Raw genomic sequence first — 15,050 nt, 5'->3', positions numbered from 1 at the left:
GATCCGAATGCGCCATGGACGGGCGCATGCCAGAATCCTTCCCGCGTTCCGCCATGTTCGGCGCGCAGATTAATCCCTGGGGTACCGTGATCGTTGCGCCCGCTTCGCAAGAGGCGGGCGCTGTCGCATATTGGGCATCGGCCCAGGGCCGGCGGCATGCCGTTTTCGTGTTCATCGGATGACACCTGAGGAAGCATCATGGATCTGCTGCGATTTCTGCTGTTGCTGCCGCTGCGCTTGCTGCGCGGCCTGTTCGCCGGCCTGGGATGGGTGTTGCGTCCCCTGTTGGGGCAGGTCAGCTGGACCGCGCCCGGTTGGCTGACCGCCACCGGAGGGTGGATCCGGCGCCGGCCGGTACAGGCGGCTGGCCTGCTGGTTGCGGCGATGGTGCTGGGCGCCGGCGGCTGGTTCGGCTGGCAGTGGTACCGGAACCGGCCCAAGCCGGCGGAGCCCTCCCATATCACCCTGAAGGTCGATGCCCCGGCCATTACCGACTATGTGCAGCAACCTATCGTCATCCATCCGTTGACGGTGAGTTTCTCCGGCTCGGCCGCGCCGATCGAACGGGTCGGCAAGCCGGTGACCGAGGGCATCGTCATGCAGCCGGCCGCCAAGGGGCAGTGGAGCTGGACCGACGACCGCACCCTGCGCTTCGTGCCCGCCGAGGATTGGCCGGTCGGCCGCCATTACGAGGTGCGTTTCGATCCTGCCAAGGCCTTCGCGCCCCATGTGCGGGTGGCCGAGGATCATTTCGGTTTCGATATCGCGCCGTTCGAGGCCAAGGTGCAGCGCGGCGAGTTCTACCAGGATCCCCAGGACGCGACCGCCAAGAAGACCATCCTGCCGGTGAACTTCAATTACCCGGTCGACGCGGCCGATTTCGAAAAGCGCATCGCCGTCGGCCTGGCCCAGCGGGGTAGCGGCGATACCGCGCTGAAATATACCGTTACCTACGACCAGACCCGGTTGCATGCCTGGATCCACTCGCAGCCGCTGGCCTTGCCGCGCGACGAGGGCAGCGTGCGCTATGTGATCGACAAGGGCGTGCGCAGCGCGCGCGGCGGCGATGGCACCGCGAAGGAACTCAAGGCGCATGTGCGCGTGCCGGGTCTCTACAGCCTGTCGATCAACAGCATCGCGCCCACCCTGGTCGACAACGAGAAGTACGAGCCCGAGCAGGTGCTGCTGTTCAACGTTGGCGGCAGCGTGCGCGACAGCGAACTGGCCGGCCTGGTCAAGGCATGGGTGCTGCCCGCGCGCAGGCCCGGTGTGGAGCAGGGCGAGGACGAGCCACCCTATGCCTGGAACGCTTCCCAGGTGGGCGAGGATACACTGCGCCTGGCACAGCCCTTGCCGCTGGAACGGGTGCCGACGGAGAACGACTACGAGGCGACGCAGAGCTTCAAGTTCCACGCCGCGCCCGGCCAGCGCATCTACGTGCGGGTGGACAAGGGCCTGAAATCGTTCGGCGGTTATGTCCTAGGCAAGCCCTACGCCGCCGTGGTGACGGTGCCCGACTATCCCAAGCTGCTGCGCTTCATGGCCGACGGCTCCCTGTTGTCCATCTCCGGCAGCAAGCGCCTTTCCGTGGTTTCGCGCAACCTGCCTGGCATGCGCGTGGAAATCGGCCGCGTGCTGCCCGACCAGTTGCAGCACCTGGTCAGCTTCAACCAGGGCAGCTATGCGCGGCCCGAGCTCGGCTACGCCTTCAGCGAGGACCACATCGTGGAGCGCTTCGAGCAGAAGCGCAGCTTTCCCAAGGGCGATCCCGCCAAGGCCCATTACGAGGGCGTGGACCTGGGCCAATACCTGAAGGACGGCAAGCGCGGCGTATTCCTGCTGCATCTTTCCAGCTACGACGCCGCGGCCGAGAAGAAACGCGAGGAGGCGCGCAAGGCCGCCGAGAACCAGCCCCAGGCCGCGCCGCGCAACGCCAACGAAGCTTACCCGGACGAGGAGGATGCCGAAGGCGACGGCATGTCCGGCGAGGACAGCGGCGACGGCTCCCTGCCCACCGACACACGCCTGATCGTGGTCACGGACCTCGGCATGCTGGTCAAGCGCGCGCTGGATGGCAGCCAGGACGTGTTCGTGCAATCCATCCGCACCGGCCAGCCGGTGGCGGGCGCCAGCGTTTCGGTACTGGCCGTCAATGGCCAGACCCTGTTCGACGACACCACCTCGGCCGACGGTATGGTGCATTTCCCCAGCTTCAAGGGGCTGGAGCGCGAAAAGCAGCCCACGCTCTATATGGTGAAGAAGGCCGACGACCTGTCGTTCCTGCCCATCGGAAGCTATGACCGCCGGCTGGATTTCTCGCGCTTCGACGTGGGCGGCGAGCGCAACGCGCAGAACGCGGGCCAGCTGTCGGCCTACCTGTTCTCCGATCGCGGCATCTACCGGCCGGGCGATACCTTCCATGTGGGCCTGATCGTGCGCGCGGCCAGCTGGACGCACAGCGTGGCGGGCATTCCGCTGCAGGTCGAGATCGTCGACCCGCGCGGCATGACGGTGAAGCAATTGCCGATGGCAATGGATGGCTCGGGTTTCGGCGAACTGGCCTACGCGCCCGCCGAAACCGCGCCGACCGGCACCTGGACGGTCAATCTCTATATCGTCAAGGACGGCAAGGCCGGCGCGCAGATCGGCAGCACCACCGTGCAGGTGAAGGAATTCCTGCCCGACCGCATGAAGGTGGAGGCCAGGCTTGCCGGGCAAGTGCCCGAGGGCTGGGTGAAGCCGGACGAGGTGAAGGGCATCGTCGATGCGATGAACCTGTTCGGCACGCCGGCTACCAACCGCCGCGTGGAGGCCTCGCTGACCTTGCGCCCGGCCTGGCCGGCCTTCCGCAGCTGGCCCGACTACCATTTCTACGATGCACGGCGTGCCAAGGAGGGCTACGAGGACACCTTGCAGGACGGCAAGACCGACGACAAGGGCCATGCCGAATTCGACCTGGACCTGAAGAAGTACGCCGACGCCACCTACCAGCTGTACTTCCTGGCCAAGGCGTACGAGCCCGAAGGCGGCCGCAGCGTGGCCGCGGCGGCCCAGACCCTGGTGTCCAGCAACGACTGGCTGGTCGGCTACAAGGCGGTGGACGACCTCGACTACGTCAGCCGCGGTACGCCGCGCAGCGTGCGCCTGGTGGCGATCGACCACACCGCCAAGGCCATCGCGCTGAAGGCGCTGAAGGCGCGCCTGGTCCAGTTGCGTTACGTCTCGGTGCTGACCCGGCAGGATTCGGGCGTCTACAAGTACCAGTCCAAGCTCAAGGAAACCACGCTCAAGGAGCAGGCGCTGGAGCTTTCTGCCGACGGCAACGACTACGCCTTGCCGACCGACGAGCCGGGCAGCTACGCGCTGGTGTTGCTGCGCGCCAGCGATGGCGTGGAAGTGAACCGGGTGGCGTATTCAGTGGCTGGCGCCGCCAACGTGTCGCGCTCGCTGGACCGCAACGCCGAACTGCAGCTCAACCTGAGCAAGCAGGACTACGCGCCGGGCGAGACGGTGGACGTGGCCATCCGCGCGCCGTACGCCGGCAGCGGCCTGATCACCATCGAGCGCGACAAGGTTTACGCCCACGCCTGGTTCCATGCCGACACCACCAGCTCGGTGCAGCACATCACGGTGCCGGCCGACTTCGAGGGCAACGGCTACATCAACGTGCAGTACATCCGCGATCCGTCGTCGGACGAGATCTTCATGAGTCCGCTGAGTTATGGCGTAGTGCCGTTCTCGGTGAACCTCGATGCGCGGCGCAATGCCATCAAGGTGGAATCGCCCGCGCTGGTGAAGCCCGGTGACACGGTCACCTTCAAGCTCAGCGCGCCGCAGCCGACCCGCGCCGTGGTGTTCGCGGTGGACGAGGGCATCCTGCAGGTGGCCCGCTACAAGCTGGGCGATCCGCTGAAGTTCTTCTTCCGCAAGCGCATGCTGGAGGTCGGCACCGCGCAGATCCTCGACCTGATCCTGCCCGACTTCGAGAAGCTGATGGCGATGGCGGCGCCCGGCGGCGACGAGGATGCCGCGATCGGCCGCCAGCTCAATCCCTTCAAGCGCAAGCGCGACAAGCCGGTGGCTTACTGGTCGGGCATCGTCGAGGTCAACGGCGAGACCGAGCTGCGCTACCAGGTGCCCGACTACTTCAACGGCCGGCTACGCGTGATGGCGGTGGCCGTGTCGCCGGATCGCGTCGGTACCTTCGAGGGCACCACCACCGTGCGTGGTGACTTCGTGCTGTCGCCCAACGTGCCCACCACGCTGGCGCCGGGCGACGAGGCCGAGGTCAGCGTAGGCGTGGCCAACAACCTGACCGGCCTGGGTGGCAAGGCGGTGCCGGTGGCGGTATCGCTCAAGACCGGGCCGCAATTGCAAGTGATGGGCGCGCCCAGCCGGAGCCTGAGCCTGGGCGAGCTGCGCGAAGGCGTGGCTACCTTCCGGGTCAAGGCCACCGACCAGCTGGGTTCGGGTCACCTGGACTTCACGGCCAGCTACGGCGACAAGTCGGCGCGCCAGGGCGTGGACCTGTCGGTGCGCCCGGCATCGGCCTACCGCACCCAGGTGGATGTCGGCCGGGTCGATTCCAACAGCAAGGTCGACCAGCCGGGCCTGCGCCGCATGTATGGCCCGTACGCCTCGCGCGACGCGGCCATCTCCAGCGTGCCGGTGGTGCTCGCCAGCGGACTCACCGACTACCTGGTCAACTTCCAGCATTACTGCAGCGAGCAGATCCTCAGCTCGGCGATGCCGCGGCTGGTGTTGGCCAAGTGGCCGCAGGTGAAGGTGTTCGCCGAGGCGCTGCAGCCGAAGCTGGAAGGCAGGCAGCTCAGCAACGACGAGGCGTTGGCGCAGTTCCTCGACGTGCTGCATTCGCGCCAGAACGGACGCGGCGGCTTCGGCCTGTGGGCGGCCACGCCGGATGCCGATCCGTTCGTGTCGACCTATGCGATGCACTTCCTGCTCGAGGCGCGCGATCGCGGCGTCAGCGTGCCGCGCGACATGTTCGATGCCGGCAACGGCTACCTGCGGCAACTGGCGGCGGACGACAGCCTCGATGGACTGGACCTGCTGCGCCAGCGCGCCTATGCGGTGTACCTGCTGACCCGCCAGGGCAACGTCACCACCAACGACCTCGCCGCCGTGCAGAAGCGCCTGGAGGAGGCCTATCCCGAGCAATGGAAGAACGACCTCGCCGCGGCCTGGCTGGCCGCCTCGTACCAGTTGCTCAAGCAGGACAAGCAGGCGGCGCAGCTGATCGCCGGGCCGCAGAAGCTGCTCGAGCGCAGCGCCGAGGACAAGGACTACCACTACGGCTACTACTACGACCCGCTGATCCGCGACGCCAGCACCCTGTACCTGCTCGGCAAGCACTTCCCCGAGCGCGCCAGGGCCCTCTCGCCGCGCGTGATGGAGAACCTGGCGTGGCCGCTGGCGCATGGCTGGTACAACACGCTGTCCTCGTCCATGACGTTGCTCGCGCTCGATGCCTATGCGGGGCAGGCAGGCGACGGGCTGGACAAGCTGCGCATCGACGAGGTGCATGCCGACGGCAGTGTGAAGTCCATCGCCGCGCCGCAGGGCAACCTGCTGCAGGCCGGTAGCTGGGATGCGGCGGTGAATCGCCTGCGCTTCACCAACGGCGGCACGCTGCCGGCTTGGCGCGTGGTGAGCCAGGGCGGCTACGACCGTGATGCGCCCGGCAAGGCGATCAGCGAGGGCCTGGAGATCACCCGCGACTACACCGACGCGAACGGCAAGACCATCGACCAGATAAGCCTCGGCCAGGAGATCGACGTGCACCTGAAGATCCGCGCCATTGGCAACGATGGCGTCGGCAACGTGGCGATCGTCGACCTGCTGCCCGGCGGTTTCGAGCCGGTGATCCAGCCGCCGCCGGTGGTGACCGACCACCAGCAGAACGAGCCGGCGGCCGAGGATGCTGGCGGCGACAGCACGGTGGAGGCTGGTGCGTGGCGCTCGCCCATCGGCGTGGGCCGCGCCAGCTGGCGGCTCCAATACGCCGACGTGCGCGAGGACCGCGTGGTGCTGTATGGCACGGCGCTGCCCGACGTGGGCGAGTTCGTCTACCGCATCAAGGCGACCAATGCCGGCAAGTTCATCGTGCCGCCCGCCTATGGCGAATCGCTGTACGACCGCCGTATCCAGGCGCGCACGGCCGGCGGCAGGACGCTCACCGTGACCAGCCAACCCTGAGCCAGGAGGCGCGCCTTTCGGACGAAAGGCGCGCCGGTGATGCCGCCCCATGAAGTCTCCGCCACTTGTCGCCCGCGTCGCCACGGCCCTGCTGCGATGGCTGTGGCGCTGGCAGAACTGGCTGGCGGGCGCGGCCCTGGTGGTGGCGGTGCTGCTGGGCTGCCGCCTGTGGCCGCATCGTCCCTTGCGCGAATGGTTGCCTTCGTCCACCGCGGTGGTCGATGCGCAGGGCCGCCTGCTGCGCCTGACCCTGGCCGATGACCAGCGCTATCGCCTGTGGGTGCCGCTCAAGGACATCTCGCCCGCGCTGATCGAGGGCGTGATGCTGCACGAGGACCGCTGGTTCCGCTGGCATCCCGGCTTCAACCCGTACGGGCTGGCGCGTGGCGCCTGGGTCACCTATGTGAGCCATGGCAATCGCCAGGGCGGCTCCACCCTCACCATGCAGTTGGCCCGCCTGCTCTGGCGGCTCGATACGCGCACGCCACTGGGCAAGCTGCGGCAGGTCGCGCGCGCGGTGCAGCTGGAGCTGTATTACTCCAAGGACCAGATCCTCGAGGCCTATCTCAACTTCGCGCCTTATGGCCGCAACGTGGAGGGCGTGGGCGCCGCCAGCATGATCTATTTCGACAAGAGCGCCGCCATGCTCAGCCTGCCGGAGGCGCTGACGCTGGCGGTGATCCCGCAGGATCCCAGCCGACGCCTGCAGGCTCATGGCGCGGAGCTTGCCGGTCCGTCGCTGACCGCTTCGCGCAACCGGCTCTACGTCCGCTGGAAAAAGCGGCATCCCGAGGATGCCTCGCTGCAGCCGCTGTTCGACCTGCCATGGCGCCTGCGCCCCTTGCCGAGCCTGCCGTTCGAGGCGCCACACGCGGTGGACCAGGTGCTGGCGGCGCGGCGGTTGGGCATGGCGGGGGAGGACAGCCGGCTCGCCACCACGCTCGACCTGGACCTGCAACACGTGCTGGAACGCCAGGTCGGCCGCTACATCGAGCGCAACCAGTCCCGCGGCATCCGCAATGCTGCCGCCATCCTGGTCGATACCCGCGACATGGGCGTGAAGGCCCTGGTGGGCTCGGCCGACTACCGCGACGCCGACATCCAGGGCCAGGTCAACGGCACGCTGGCCAAGCGTTCGCCAGGCTCCACGCTCAAGCCCTTCATCTATGGCCTGGGTTTCGACCAGGGCGTGCTGCATCCGCAGACCGTCTTGCGCGACGTGCCGACGGCTTTTGGGCCCTATGCGCCGGAGAATTTCGACGGCCATTTCCTGGGGCCGGTGACAGCCACCGAAGCGCTCGTGCGCAGCCGCAACATCCCGGCCGTGTGGGTCGCCTCGCAATTGCAGCAGCCCAGCTTCTACCAGTTCCTGCGCGAGGCCGGCATCAGCCGCATGGCCAGCGAGAAGCACTACGGGCTGGCCCTGGTGCTCGGCGGCGGCGAGGTGACCATGCAGGAGCTGGCCGGCCTCTACGCGATGCTGGCCAACCGTGGCGAGCTGCGGCCGCTGCGGCTGCTGGCCTCCGATCAACCATCCGGCGGCACGCGACTGCTCAGCGACGAGGCGAGCTTCATGGTGATGGACATGCTGCGGCAGAACCCGCGCCCCGACGAAACCACCGGCGCGCAGCCCGGCCGCCTGCCGGTGTACTGGAAAACCGGTACGTCCTGGGGGTTCCGCGATGCCTGGACCGCCGGCAGCTTCGGCCCTTACGTGCTGGTGGTCTGGATAGGCAACTTCGACAGCAGCGGCAACCCCGCCTTCGTGGGCGTGGAAGCGTCGGCGCCGCTGTTCTTCCAGATGGTCGATGCGCTGCGCGCGGCGCAGCCGCAGATGGCCGAGCCGGTGCGCCGCATGCCGGCCCATCTGCGTCGCGTGGAAATCTGCCTGGCCAGCGGCGACCTGCCTAACCAGTGGTGTCCCCAGCGGGGCACGACCTGGTTCATTCCCGGCAAGTCGCCGGTCCGGGTCAGCCAGGTGCATCGGCCGGTGGTGATCGACGACGCCACCGGGCGTCCCGCTTGCCCGCCCTATGCCGGCAAGCGCACCCATGTCGAGGTCTACGAGTTCTGGCCGTCCGAATTGCAGCGCGTGTTCGCGCAGGCCGGCATTCCTCGTCTCACGCCGCCGCGCAACGAGGACTGCATCGGCAGCGGCGACGTCGGCGGCGATCCGCCGGCCATCACCTCGCCCCTGCGCGGCAGCATCTATGCCCTGCGGTTGAAGCCATCCGCGGAGAACCGCATCGCCTTCACCGCCAATGCGGACGCCTCGGTGCGCGAGCTGTACTGGTTCGTCGGCGATGCCTATGTCGGAAGCACGGCGCCCGGCGAATCGCTGTTCTGGCAGCCGGCCAGCGCGGGCAACTACGAGGTGCGCGTGGTGGACGACCATGGCCGCAGCGACCTGCGTCCCCTGGGCGTCAGCCTGGTCGACTAGCGCAGGGGGCTGCCCGGCGGCAGCAGACACGGCCCGGGAAATGGCTTAGCGTTGTGGGTCGGCGTTTCCCGTGACGGACCCCGTGTCGCACCATGCGTTCACCCCATCACAGCTCTTACTACCGTGCCACCGCGGCGCCCTATGCGCCTTATGCGCCCCTGCAGGAACGTATCCACGCGCGCGTGGCCATCGTCGGCGGTGGCTTTGCCGGGCTGCATACCGCCTTGGGCCTGGCCGAGCGCGGCATGCGCGACGTGGTGCTGCTGGAGAAGGAGCACATCGGCTTCGGTGCCTCCGGCCGCAATGGCGGCTTCGTGTTCGCCGGTTACTCGCTGGGTGAGCAAGCGCTGCTGGACCAGCGCGGCCAGGACATGGCGCGGACCCTGTTCGGCTACACCACCGAGGCGGTGGAACGGATCCGGCTGCGCGTGGCGCGCCACGCCATCGCCTGCGACATGGTGGACGAGGGCGTGGTCTGGGCGAACTGGTTCCGCGACCCCGCCGTGCTGCGGCAACGCCAGGCGCTGCTGGCCGAGCACTATGGCGTGTCATGGGAGTGGCTGCCGCAGCAGGCGCTGCGCGAGCGCATCCATACCACGCGCTATTTCGATGGCCTGTACGAGCGCAACGCGCTGCACCTGCATCCGCTCAATCTGGCGATCGGGCTGGCCGGCGCCGCGTCGTCGCTGGGCGTACGTCTCCATGAGAACACCGATGCCTGGCAATTGCGCCGCGACGGCACCCAGTGGCGCATAGAAACCGCCCAGGGCGCGGTGACGGCCGATCAGGTCGTGCTGGCCTGCGGTGGCTACCTGGCCGGCCTCAAGCGTCAGGTGGACCGAGCGATCCTGCCCATCGCCACCTATGTGATGGTGACCGAGCCGCTGGGCGACCGACTGGCCGAATGCCTGCGCACCCGTTCGGCCATCTACGACACGCGCTTCGCCTTCGATTACTACCGGCCGCTGCCGGACACGCGGTTGCTGTGGGGTGGCCGCATCTCCGTGCGCAACCGTTCGCCGCGCGCGGTGCAGCGATTGCTGACGCGGGACCTGCTGCGCGTGTTCCCGCAGCTCAAGGGCGTGCGCATCGACTACGCCTGGTCGGGCCTGATGAGCTATGCGCGCCACCAGATGCCGCAGATCGGCGGTACGGGCGATGGCCTGTGGTGGGCGCAGGCATTCGGCGGACATGGGCTGGCGCCCACCTGCGCGGCGGGCGATCTGCTGGCGGCGGCGCTGGCCGAGGGCGACGATCGCTGGAAACAGTTCGCCGGTTATGGCTTGATGCCCACCTATCGCCCGTTCGGCTATCTCGGCGCGCAGGCCGGTTACTGGTGGCAGCAGGGCAGGGACTGGTTCAAGACGAGGCTGGAAGGATGAGCGAGCGGAACGAGATCAGCTGGGCCGATTTCGAGAAGGTGTTGATCGTCGCCGGGACGGTGACGCGCGTGGAGGCTTTCCCCGAGGCGCGCAAGCCGGCCTGGAAGGTGTGGGTGGATTTCGGGCCCTACGGCGAGAAAAAGACCAGCGCGCAGGTCGCCACGCTGTATCGTGCAGAGGACCTGCTCGGCCGGCAGGTCGTGGGCGTGATCAATTTCCCCGAGAAGCAGATCGGCCCGTTCCGCTCGCAATTCCTACTCACCGGCTTTCCCACCGACGAGGGCGTGGTGCTCACTGCGGTGGAGCGGCCGGTACCGAACGGCACGCGGCTGGCGTAATCAACTGGGCATCAGTACCGGCGCCGGCATGGCGGGACGGCGGATCATCAGCGCCAGCGCGGAAGCGATGAGCCCGGTGGCGCCGGCGATCACGAACGGCTCCAGGTAACTGCCGCCCTGCGTGCGCAACGCGCCGGCCAGGAAGGCGGCGCTGGCGGCGCCGACCTGGTGGCCGGCCGCCACCCAGCCGAACACCACCGGCGCGTCGCGGTCGCCGAAGGCTTCCGCCGCCAGGCGCAGCGTGGGCGGCACGGTGGCGATCCAGTCCAGCCCATAGAAGGCGCCGAACAGCGACAGGCTGGTCAGCGAAAAATCGGAATAGGGCAGCCAGATCAGCGACAGGCCACGCAGCCCGTAATAGACGAACAAGAGCTTGCGCGGGTCGTAGCGGTCGGTCAGCCAGCCCGACATCGTGGTGCCGACCAGGTCGAACGCACCCATCATCGCCAGCACGCCCGCCGCGCGCACCTCGGGAATGCCATGGTCGCCGCACATCGCGATGAAATGCGTGCCGACCAGCCCATTGGTGGTGAAGCCGCAGATGAAGAAGGTGGCGAACAGGAACCAGAACGTGCGCTGCCGGGCCGCCATCGCCAGCGTGCCCAGCGCGATGGCGAGCAGATGGCGTCGCGGCGGTTCGGCCGCGTCCTCGCCGGTGGCGCCGTACGGGCGCAGGCCGACGTCGGCGGGGTGCTCCGGTAGCAACCACCAGGCCAGCGGAATCAGCAGGGCGCAGCCGCCGGCCACCGTCCATACCACCGGCCGCCAGCCGCCATGCTCGGCAATCGCCGCCAGCGCCGGCAGGAAGGCGAGGGTGCCGGTGGCGGTGCTAGCGGTCAGCAGGCCCATCATCAGGCCACGATGGGCGACGAACCAGCGATTGACCACGGTGGCGCCCAGCACGATGGCCACGCAGCCGGAACCCAGGCCCGAGAGCACGCCCCAGCTTGCCAGCAGGTGCCAGGGGCGGGTCATCCAGGCGCTGGCCGCGATCGAGGCGGCCATCAGCGCCAGCGCCCCGATCAGGGTGCGGCGGATGCCCACCGCCTGCATCAGCGCGGCCGCGAACGGCCCGACCATGCCATACAGGAAGATGCCCGCCGCCGCCGACATGGAGATAGTGTCGCGGCTCCAGCCGAAGGCATGCTCCAGCGGCACGATCAGCACGCCTGGCGCCGCGCGCACGCCTGCGGCGGCGAGCAGGGCGAGGAACACCACGCCGGCGACGACGAAAGCGTACTTCTGGCCGAAGGGGCGTGTGCGGGGTATAGTCATGTTACCGATCGGTACGGGTGGTTCGCGGATCATACGTACCGATCGGTAACATCGTCAACGTGCCCGCCATGCCAGCCAGCAATCCCGAATCCATGTCCGTCCAGACCGAGGCCAAGCCCAAGGCCGCCGAGCGCATCCGCCGCGCGGCGCGCGAGCTTTTCTATCGCCAGGGTATCCGCGCCATCGGCGTGGAAGAGATCGTCACGCAAGCGGGCGTGACCAAGCCCAGCCTCTACCGCAGCTATGCGTCCAAGGACGAGCTGGCGGCCGAATACCTGCGCGATTACGAGCAGGCCTTCTGGAAGGTGTTCGAGGCAGGCAAGGAAACCCATCCCCATGATGCGCGCGCCCAGCTGATGGCCTACTTCGAAGGCCTCGCCCAGCGCGCCACGCAGCCCGGCTACCGTGGCTGCGGGTTGACCAATGCCGTGGTGGAATATCCCGGCGACGATCATCCCGCGCGCAAGGTGGCGCAAGCGCACAAGCGCAAGCTGCGCGCACGCCTGGTTGCCTTGTGCGAGGCGATGGGCTCGAAGGCGCCGGAGGTGTTGGCCGATGGCCTGCTGCTATTGCTGGAAGGCACGTATGCGTCGGGCCAGTTGTTCGGCAGGCAGGGACCGGCGCGTTCGCTGGTGGCGGTGGCCGAGCAATTGATCGAGGCGTCGATCGCCTGAACCGCTCAGGACGCGCGTCGCTGCAACTGGTCCAGCCATACGCCCAGCCCCTGCGCGTTGAGTTCGATGTCCATGCCGAGCAGCGCTAGCAGGTCGTCCCGGCCGCCTTGCCATCCGTGCGCCCGCGCGCGCCTGGCATAGAGGTCGGTCAGCGCGGACTTCATCGCCTCGTGGCGTGCCGCGGCATCCTGGTGATCGCGCTGGGCCGCCTGCGCGATCGCCACCATCGCGTCGATCTGCTCGTGCAGGTCCGCGGCAAGGCGATGGATGTCGCTGACGCCGTCGTAGTGGGTGAGGTACATGATGCGCGGTTCGAGCGCGACCAGCCGATCGATGGAGTGGTGCAGGGCGACAGGGTCGAACTGCACCGGCGACGTCGTCGGCAGGATGAACGGCCCCTTGTCCGTATCGAATTCCCGGTAGGAGAGCCCGAAGGTATCCCCGGTGAAGCAGGCGCCGGCCTGTTCGTCATGCACGCTCAGGTGATGGCGCGCATGCCCCGGCGTATCGAGGCAGCGCAGCGGGCGGCCGGCAAGCTCGACGGTATGGCCATCCGGTGCTTCCACCACGCGCTCGGCGGGGACGGGGCGCAGCCGTCCATAGGTCTTTTCCATCACCGACTCGCCATAGACGGCGCTGGCGCCGGCCCACAACTGCGAGGGATCGATCATGTGGCGGGCGCCGCGCGGATGGACCAGCAGCCGTGCGTTCGGCAGTTGAGCCATCAGTTCGCCGGCGCCGCCGGCATGGTCGAGATGTACGTGGGTAAGGATCAGCCAGTCGACGTCAGCCGGCGCCATGGCCTGTTGGCGCAGCGCATCGAGCATGCGCGGTACCGCATGGTTGGTGCCGCAGTCGATGAAGGCGCCGTGGCCGCTTTCCACCACGAGATAGGCCGCATCGAAATGCGGGCGCACGAAACCGGTGTCGATCGTATGGATGCCGTGGCTCATCGCCAACCTCGCCTGCAACGGAACCAGGCGAGGTTAGCAAGCCCATGGCGGCGGATCACTCCCACCTTGGTCGAGCGTCGGTCAGGGCGAGGTATCGACCAGCACCAGCTCGGCGTATTCCAGCGCCTTAACGGTGAGCTTCGATTCGCCGCAGATGGCCGCGCCGTCGCGCGCATCAAGCGTCACGCCGTTGACCTCCACCTTGCCCTTGGCCGGCACCAGATAGGCAAAACGCTGCGGATCGAGCTCGTAGCTCGCTTCCTCCCCGGCCTTGAGCGTGGCACCGAGCACGCGCGCGTCGGTACGCAGCGGCAGCGCGTCGCCATCCTCCGGGTAGCCGCTGGCCAGCGCCACGAAGCGTCCCGAGCGATCGCCGACCGGAAACGGCTTGGTGCCCCACGACGGCGGATTGCCCTGCTGGTTGGGGATGATCCAGATCTGGAAGATGCGGGTGGTGTCGGGCTCCAGGTTGTACTCGGCATGGGTGATGCCGGTGCCCGCGCTCATCACCTGCACGTCGCCGGCGACCGTGCGGCCCTTGTTGCCCAGGCTGTCCTGGTGCGTGATGGCGCCCTCGCGCACATAGGTGATGATCTCCATGTCGCCATGGGGATGCGGCGGGAAGCCGGTCTGCGGCGCGATGGTGTCGTCGTTCCACACGCGCAGCGCGCCCCAGCCCATGCGCGCGGCGTCGTAGTAGTTGGCGAAGGAAAAATGATGCTTGGCATCGAGCCAGCCATGGTTGGCTCCGCCCAGGGCATCGAAGGGGCGACGTTCGATCATGCTGCTCTCCTCAATCGTTGGCTGCCCGCCAAGATAGGGCGGGGCCGCACGGATACCAGTCGTTTCCCGGAGAACGGACTGTTGCCGAAACGCATCTGCGCGAGATTACGCTCGGGCCGCGATCCTCCCGTGAAGGCTGCCGGCATGATGACGGGCACCGCTCGGAACGCCGGCCAGGGACCGGCAAGAAAATCGTTCTGGGCTCTTCACAAATGCCAAGGTTCTGTTACTATTTCCGACTCTGATGCGGGAATAGCTCAGTTGGTAGAGCACGACCTTGCCAAGGTCGGGGTCGCGAGTTCGAGTCTCGTTTCCCGCTCCAGTTCCTGGCGAAACCTCGGCTTTCCGGGGTTTTGTCGTTTTAGGCGAATGGTGGCCCGCGTTTTCGGGTTACGATTCGCGCGCAATGGCCTGGTGGCAGAGTGGTCATGCAGCGGCCTGCAAAGCCGTGTACGCCGGTTCGATTCCGACCCAGGCCTCCATTGCGCAATACCCACCGGCCCGCCCACGGCGGGTTTTTTTACGCCCATGCACCACGGCGGCTGCCTGATGCCCGCATGCTAGGATGCGCGCATCGAACGCGTCCGGCCCGGATGGCGAAACTGGTAGACGCAAGGGACTTAAAATCCCTCAGCCGCAAGGCTATGCGGGTTCGATCCCCGCTCCGGGCACCATCAAGGAAAGGCTCTCGGGGGCACGTGGAACGTCGCGGGAGATCATGAGCGTGGTGGAATTCCTGGGGCCTTACGACAACCGCGTCGCGGCCGAACTTCCCGAGGGCTATGTCGTGGGCACCTGCGTGGGTGATTGCCCGCTGTCCCATGGCGTATCGATCCAAGGCGTGCAGCGCCGCATCGGCGAGCAGACTTGGACCGATGGACGCAGGGCGATGACCGTTCATGTCGAGGATTTCGATCTCGACGCCGCCGGCCTGCGGAACTGGTCCACGGGCGTGGAATAAACGGGAAAGCGTGTGACGGTAGGTGTTG

9 protein-coding genes and 3 tRNA genes are annotated in these 15,050 nt (G+C 67.6%); 9 read left to right on the top strand and 3 right to left on the bottom strand.

What is annotated here, in order from left to right; genetic code table 11:
• Positions 1 to 198 precede the first annotated feature (198 nt).
• From MJ605_RS18490 to MJ605_RS18475, 4 genes are all read left to right on the top strand, one after another.
• On the top strand, positions 199 to 6,216 hold the full coding sequence (locus tag MJ605_RS18490; RefSeq protein ID WP_243043018.1) for an alpha-2-macroglobulin: 6,018 nt from the start codon (positions 199 to 201) through the stop codon (positions 6,214 to 6,216).
• Positions 6,217 to 6,265: 49 nt separating this feature from the next.
• A complete protein-coding gene (pbpC, locus tag MJ605_RS18485; protein ID WP_243043017.1) occupies positions 6,266 to 8,656 on the top strand; it encodes a penicillin-binding protein 1C in 2,391 nt (796 codons plus the stop codon).
• A 92-nt stretch (positions 8,657 to 8,748) separates the two neighbouring features.
• Entirely contained in the window at positions 8,749 to 10,038 is a 1,290-nt protein-coding gene (locus tag MJ605_RS18480; RefSeq protein WP_243043016.1) for an NAD(P)/FAD-dependent oxidoreductase, read from the top strand.
• Complete coding sequence (locus MJ605_RS18475; protein WP_243043015.1) at positions 10,035 to 10,376, top strand: tRNA-binding protein; 342 nt, start codon at positions 10,035 to 10,037, stop codon at positions 10,374 to 10,376. The genes MJ605_RS18480 and MJ605_RS18475 overlap by 4 nt, the downstream gene beginning before the upstream one ends.
• Here the strand turns inward: MJ605_RS18475 and MJ605_RS18470 are convergent, their stop codons facing one another.
• Positions 10,377 to 11,651, bottom strand: coding sequence for an MFS transporter (locus MJ605_RS18470; RefSeq protein WP_243043014.1), 1,275 nt, complete (start codon positions 11,649 to 11,651; stop codon positions 10,377 to 10,379).
• A 92-nt stretch (positions 11,652 to 11,743) separates the two neighbouring features.
• Here MJ605_RS18470 and MJ605_RS18465 point away from each other — a divergent pair, with 92 nt between their 5' ends.
• Positions 11,744 to 12,325 carry a TetR/AcrR family transcriptional regulator gene (locus MJ605_RS18465; RefSeq protein WP_243043013.1) on the top strand — a complete coding sequence of 194 codons (582 nt, stop codon included), beginning with the start codon at positions 11,744 to 11,746 and terminating at the stop codon, positions 12,323 to 12,325.
• Positions 12,326 to 12,330: 5 nt separating this feature from the next.
• On the opposite strand, the gene MJ605_RS18460 is transcribed toward MJ605_RS18465, so the two are convergent.
• Positions 12,331 to 13,278, bottom strand: coding sequence for an MBL fold metallo-hydrolase (locus tag MJ605_RS18460; protein ID WP_243043012.1), 948 nt, complete (start codon positions 13,276 to 13,278; stop codon positions 12,331 to 12,333).
• 81 nt (positions 13,279 to 13,359) lie between these two features.
• On the bottom strand, positions 13,360 to 14,061 hold the full coding sequence (locus MJ605_RS18455) for a pirin family protein (protein WP_243043011.1): 702 nt from the start codon (positions 14,059 to 14,061) through the stop codon (positions 13,360 to 13,362).
• A gap of 246 nt (positions 14,062 to 14,307) precedes the next feature.
• On the opposite strand from MJ605_RS18455, the gene MJ605_RS18450 reads away from it, so the two are divergent.
• From MJ605_RS18450 to MJ605_RS18435, 4 genes are all read left to right on the top strand, one after another.
• A tRNA-Gly gene (locus MJ605_RS18450) sits at positions 14,308 to 14,383 on the top strand.
• 86 nt (positions 14,384 to 14,469) lie between these two features.
• Positions 14,470 to 14,543: transfer RNA gene (locus MJ605_RS18445), tRNA-Cys, on the top strand.
• Between the two features lie 105 nt (positions 14,544 to 14,648).
• A tRNA-Leu gene (locus MJ605_RS18440) sits at positions 14,649 to 14,735 on the top strand.
• 44 nt (positions 14,736 to 14,779) lie between these two features.
• Positions 14,780 to 15,022: a hypothetical protein gene (locus MJ605_RS18435; protein ID WP_243043010.1), complete on the top strand. Its 243-nt coding sequence runs from the start codon at positions 14,780 to 14,782 to the stop codon at positions 15,020 to 15,022.
• The last annotated feature ends 28 nt before the right edge of the window (positions 15,023 to 15,050 follow it).

The organism is Dyella sedimenti (assembly GCF_022760995.1).
GTDB classification, from domain to species: Bacteria; Pseudomonadota; Gammaproteobacteria; order Xanthomonadales; family Rhodanobacteraceae; genus Dyella; species Dyella sedimenti.
The sequence above is the reverse complement of the archived record's forward strand: the minus strand, read 5'-3'. Positions and strand labels throughout refer to the sequence as shown.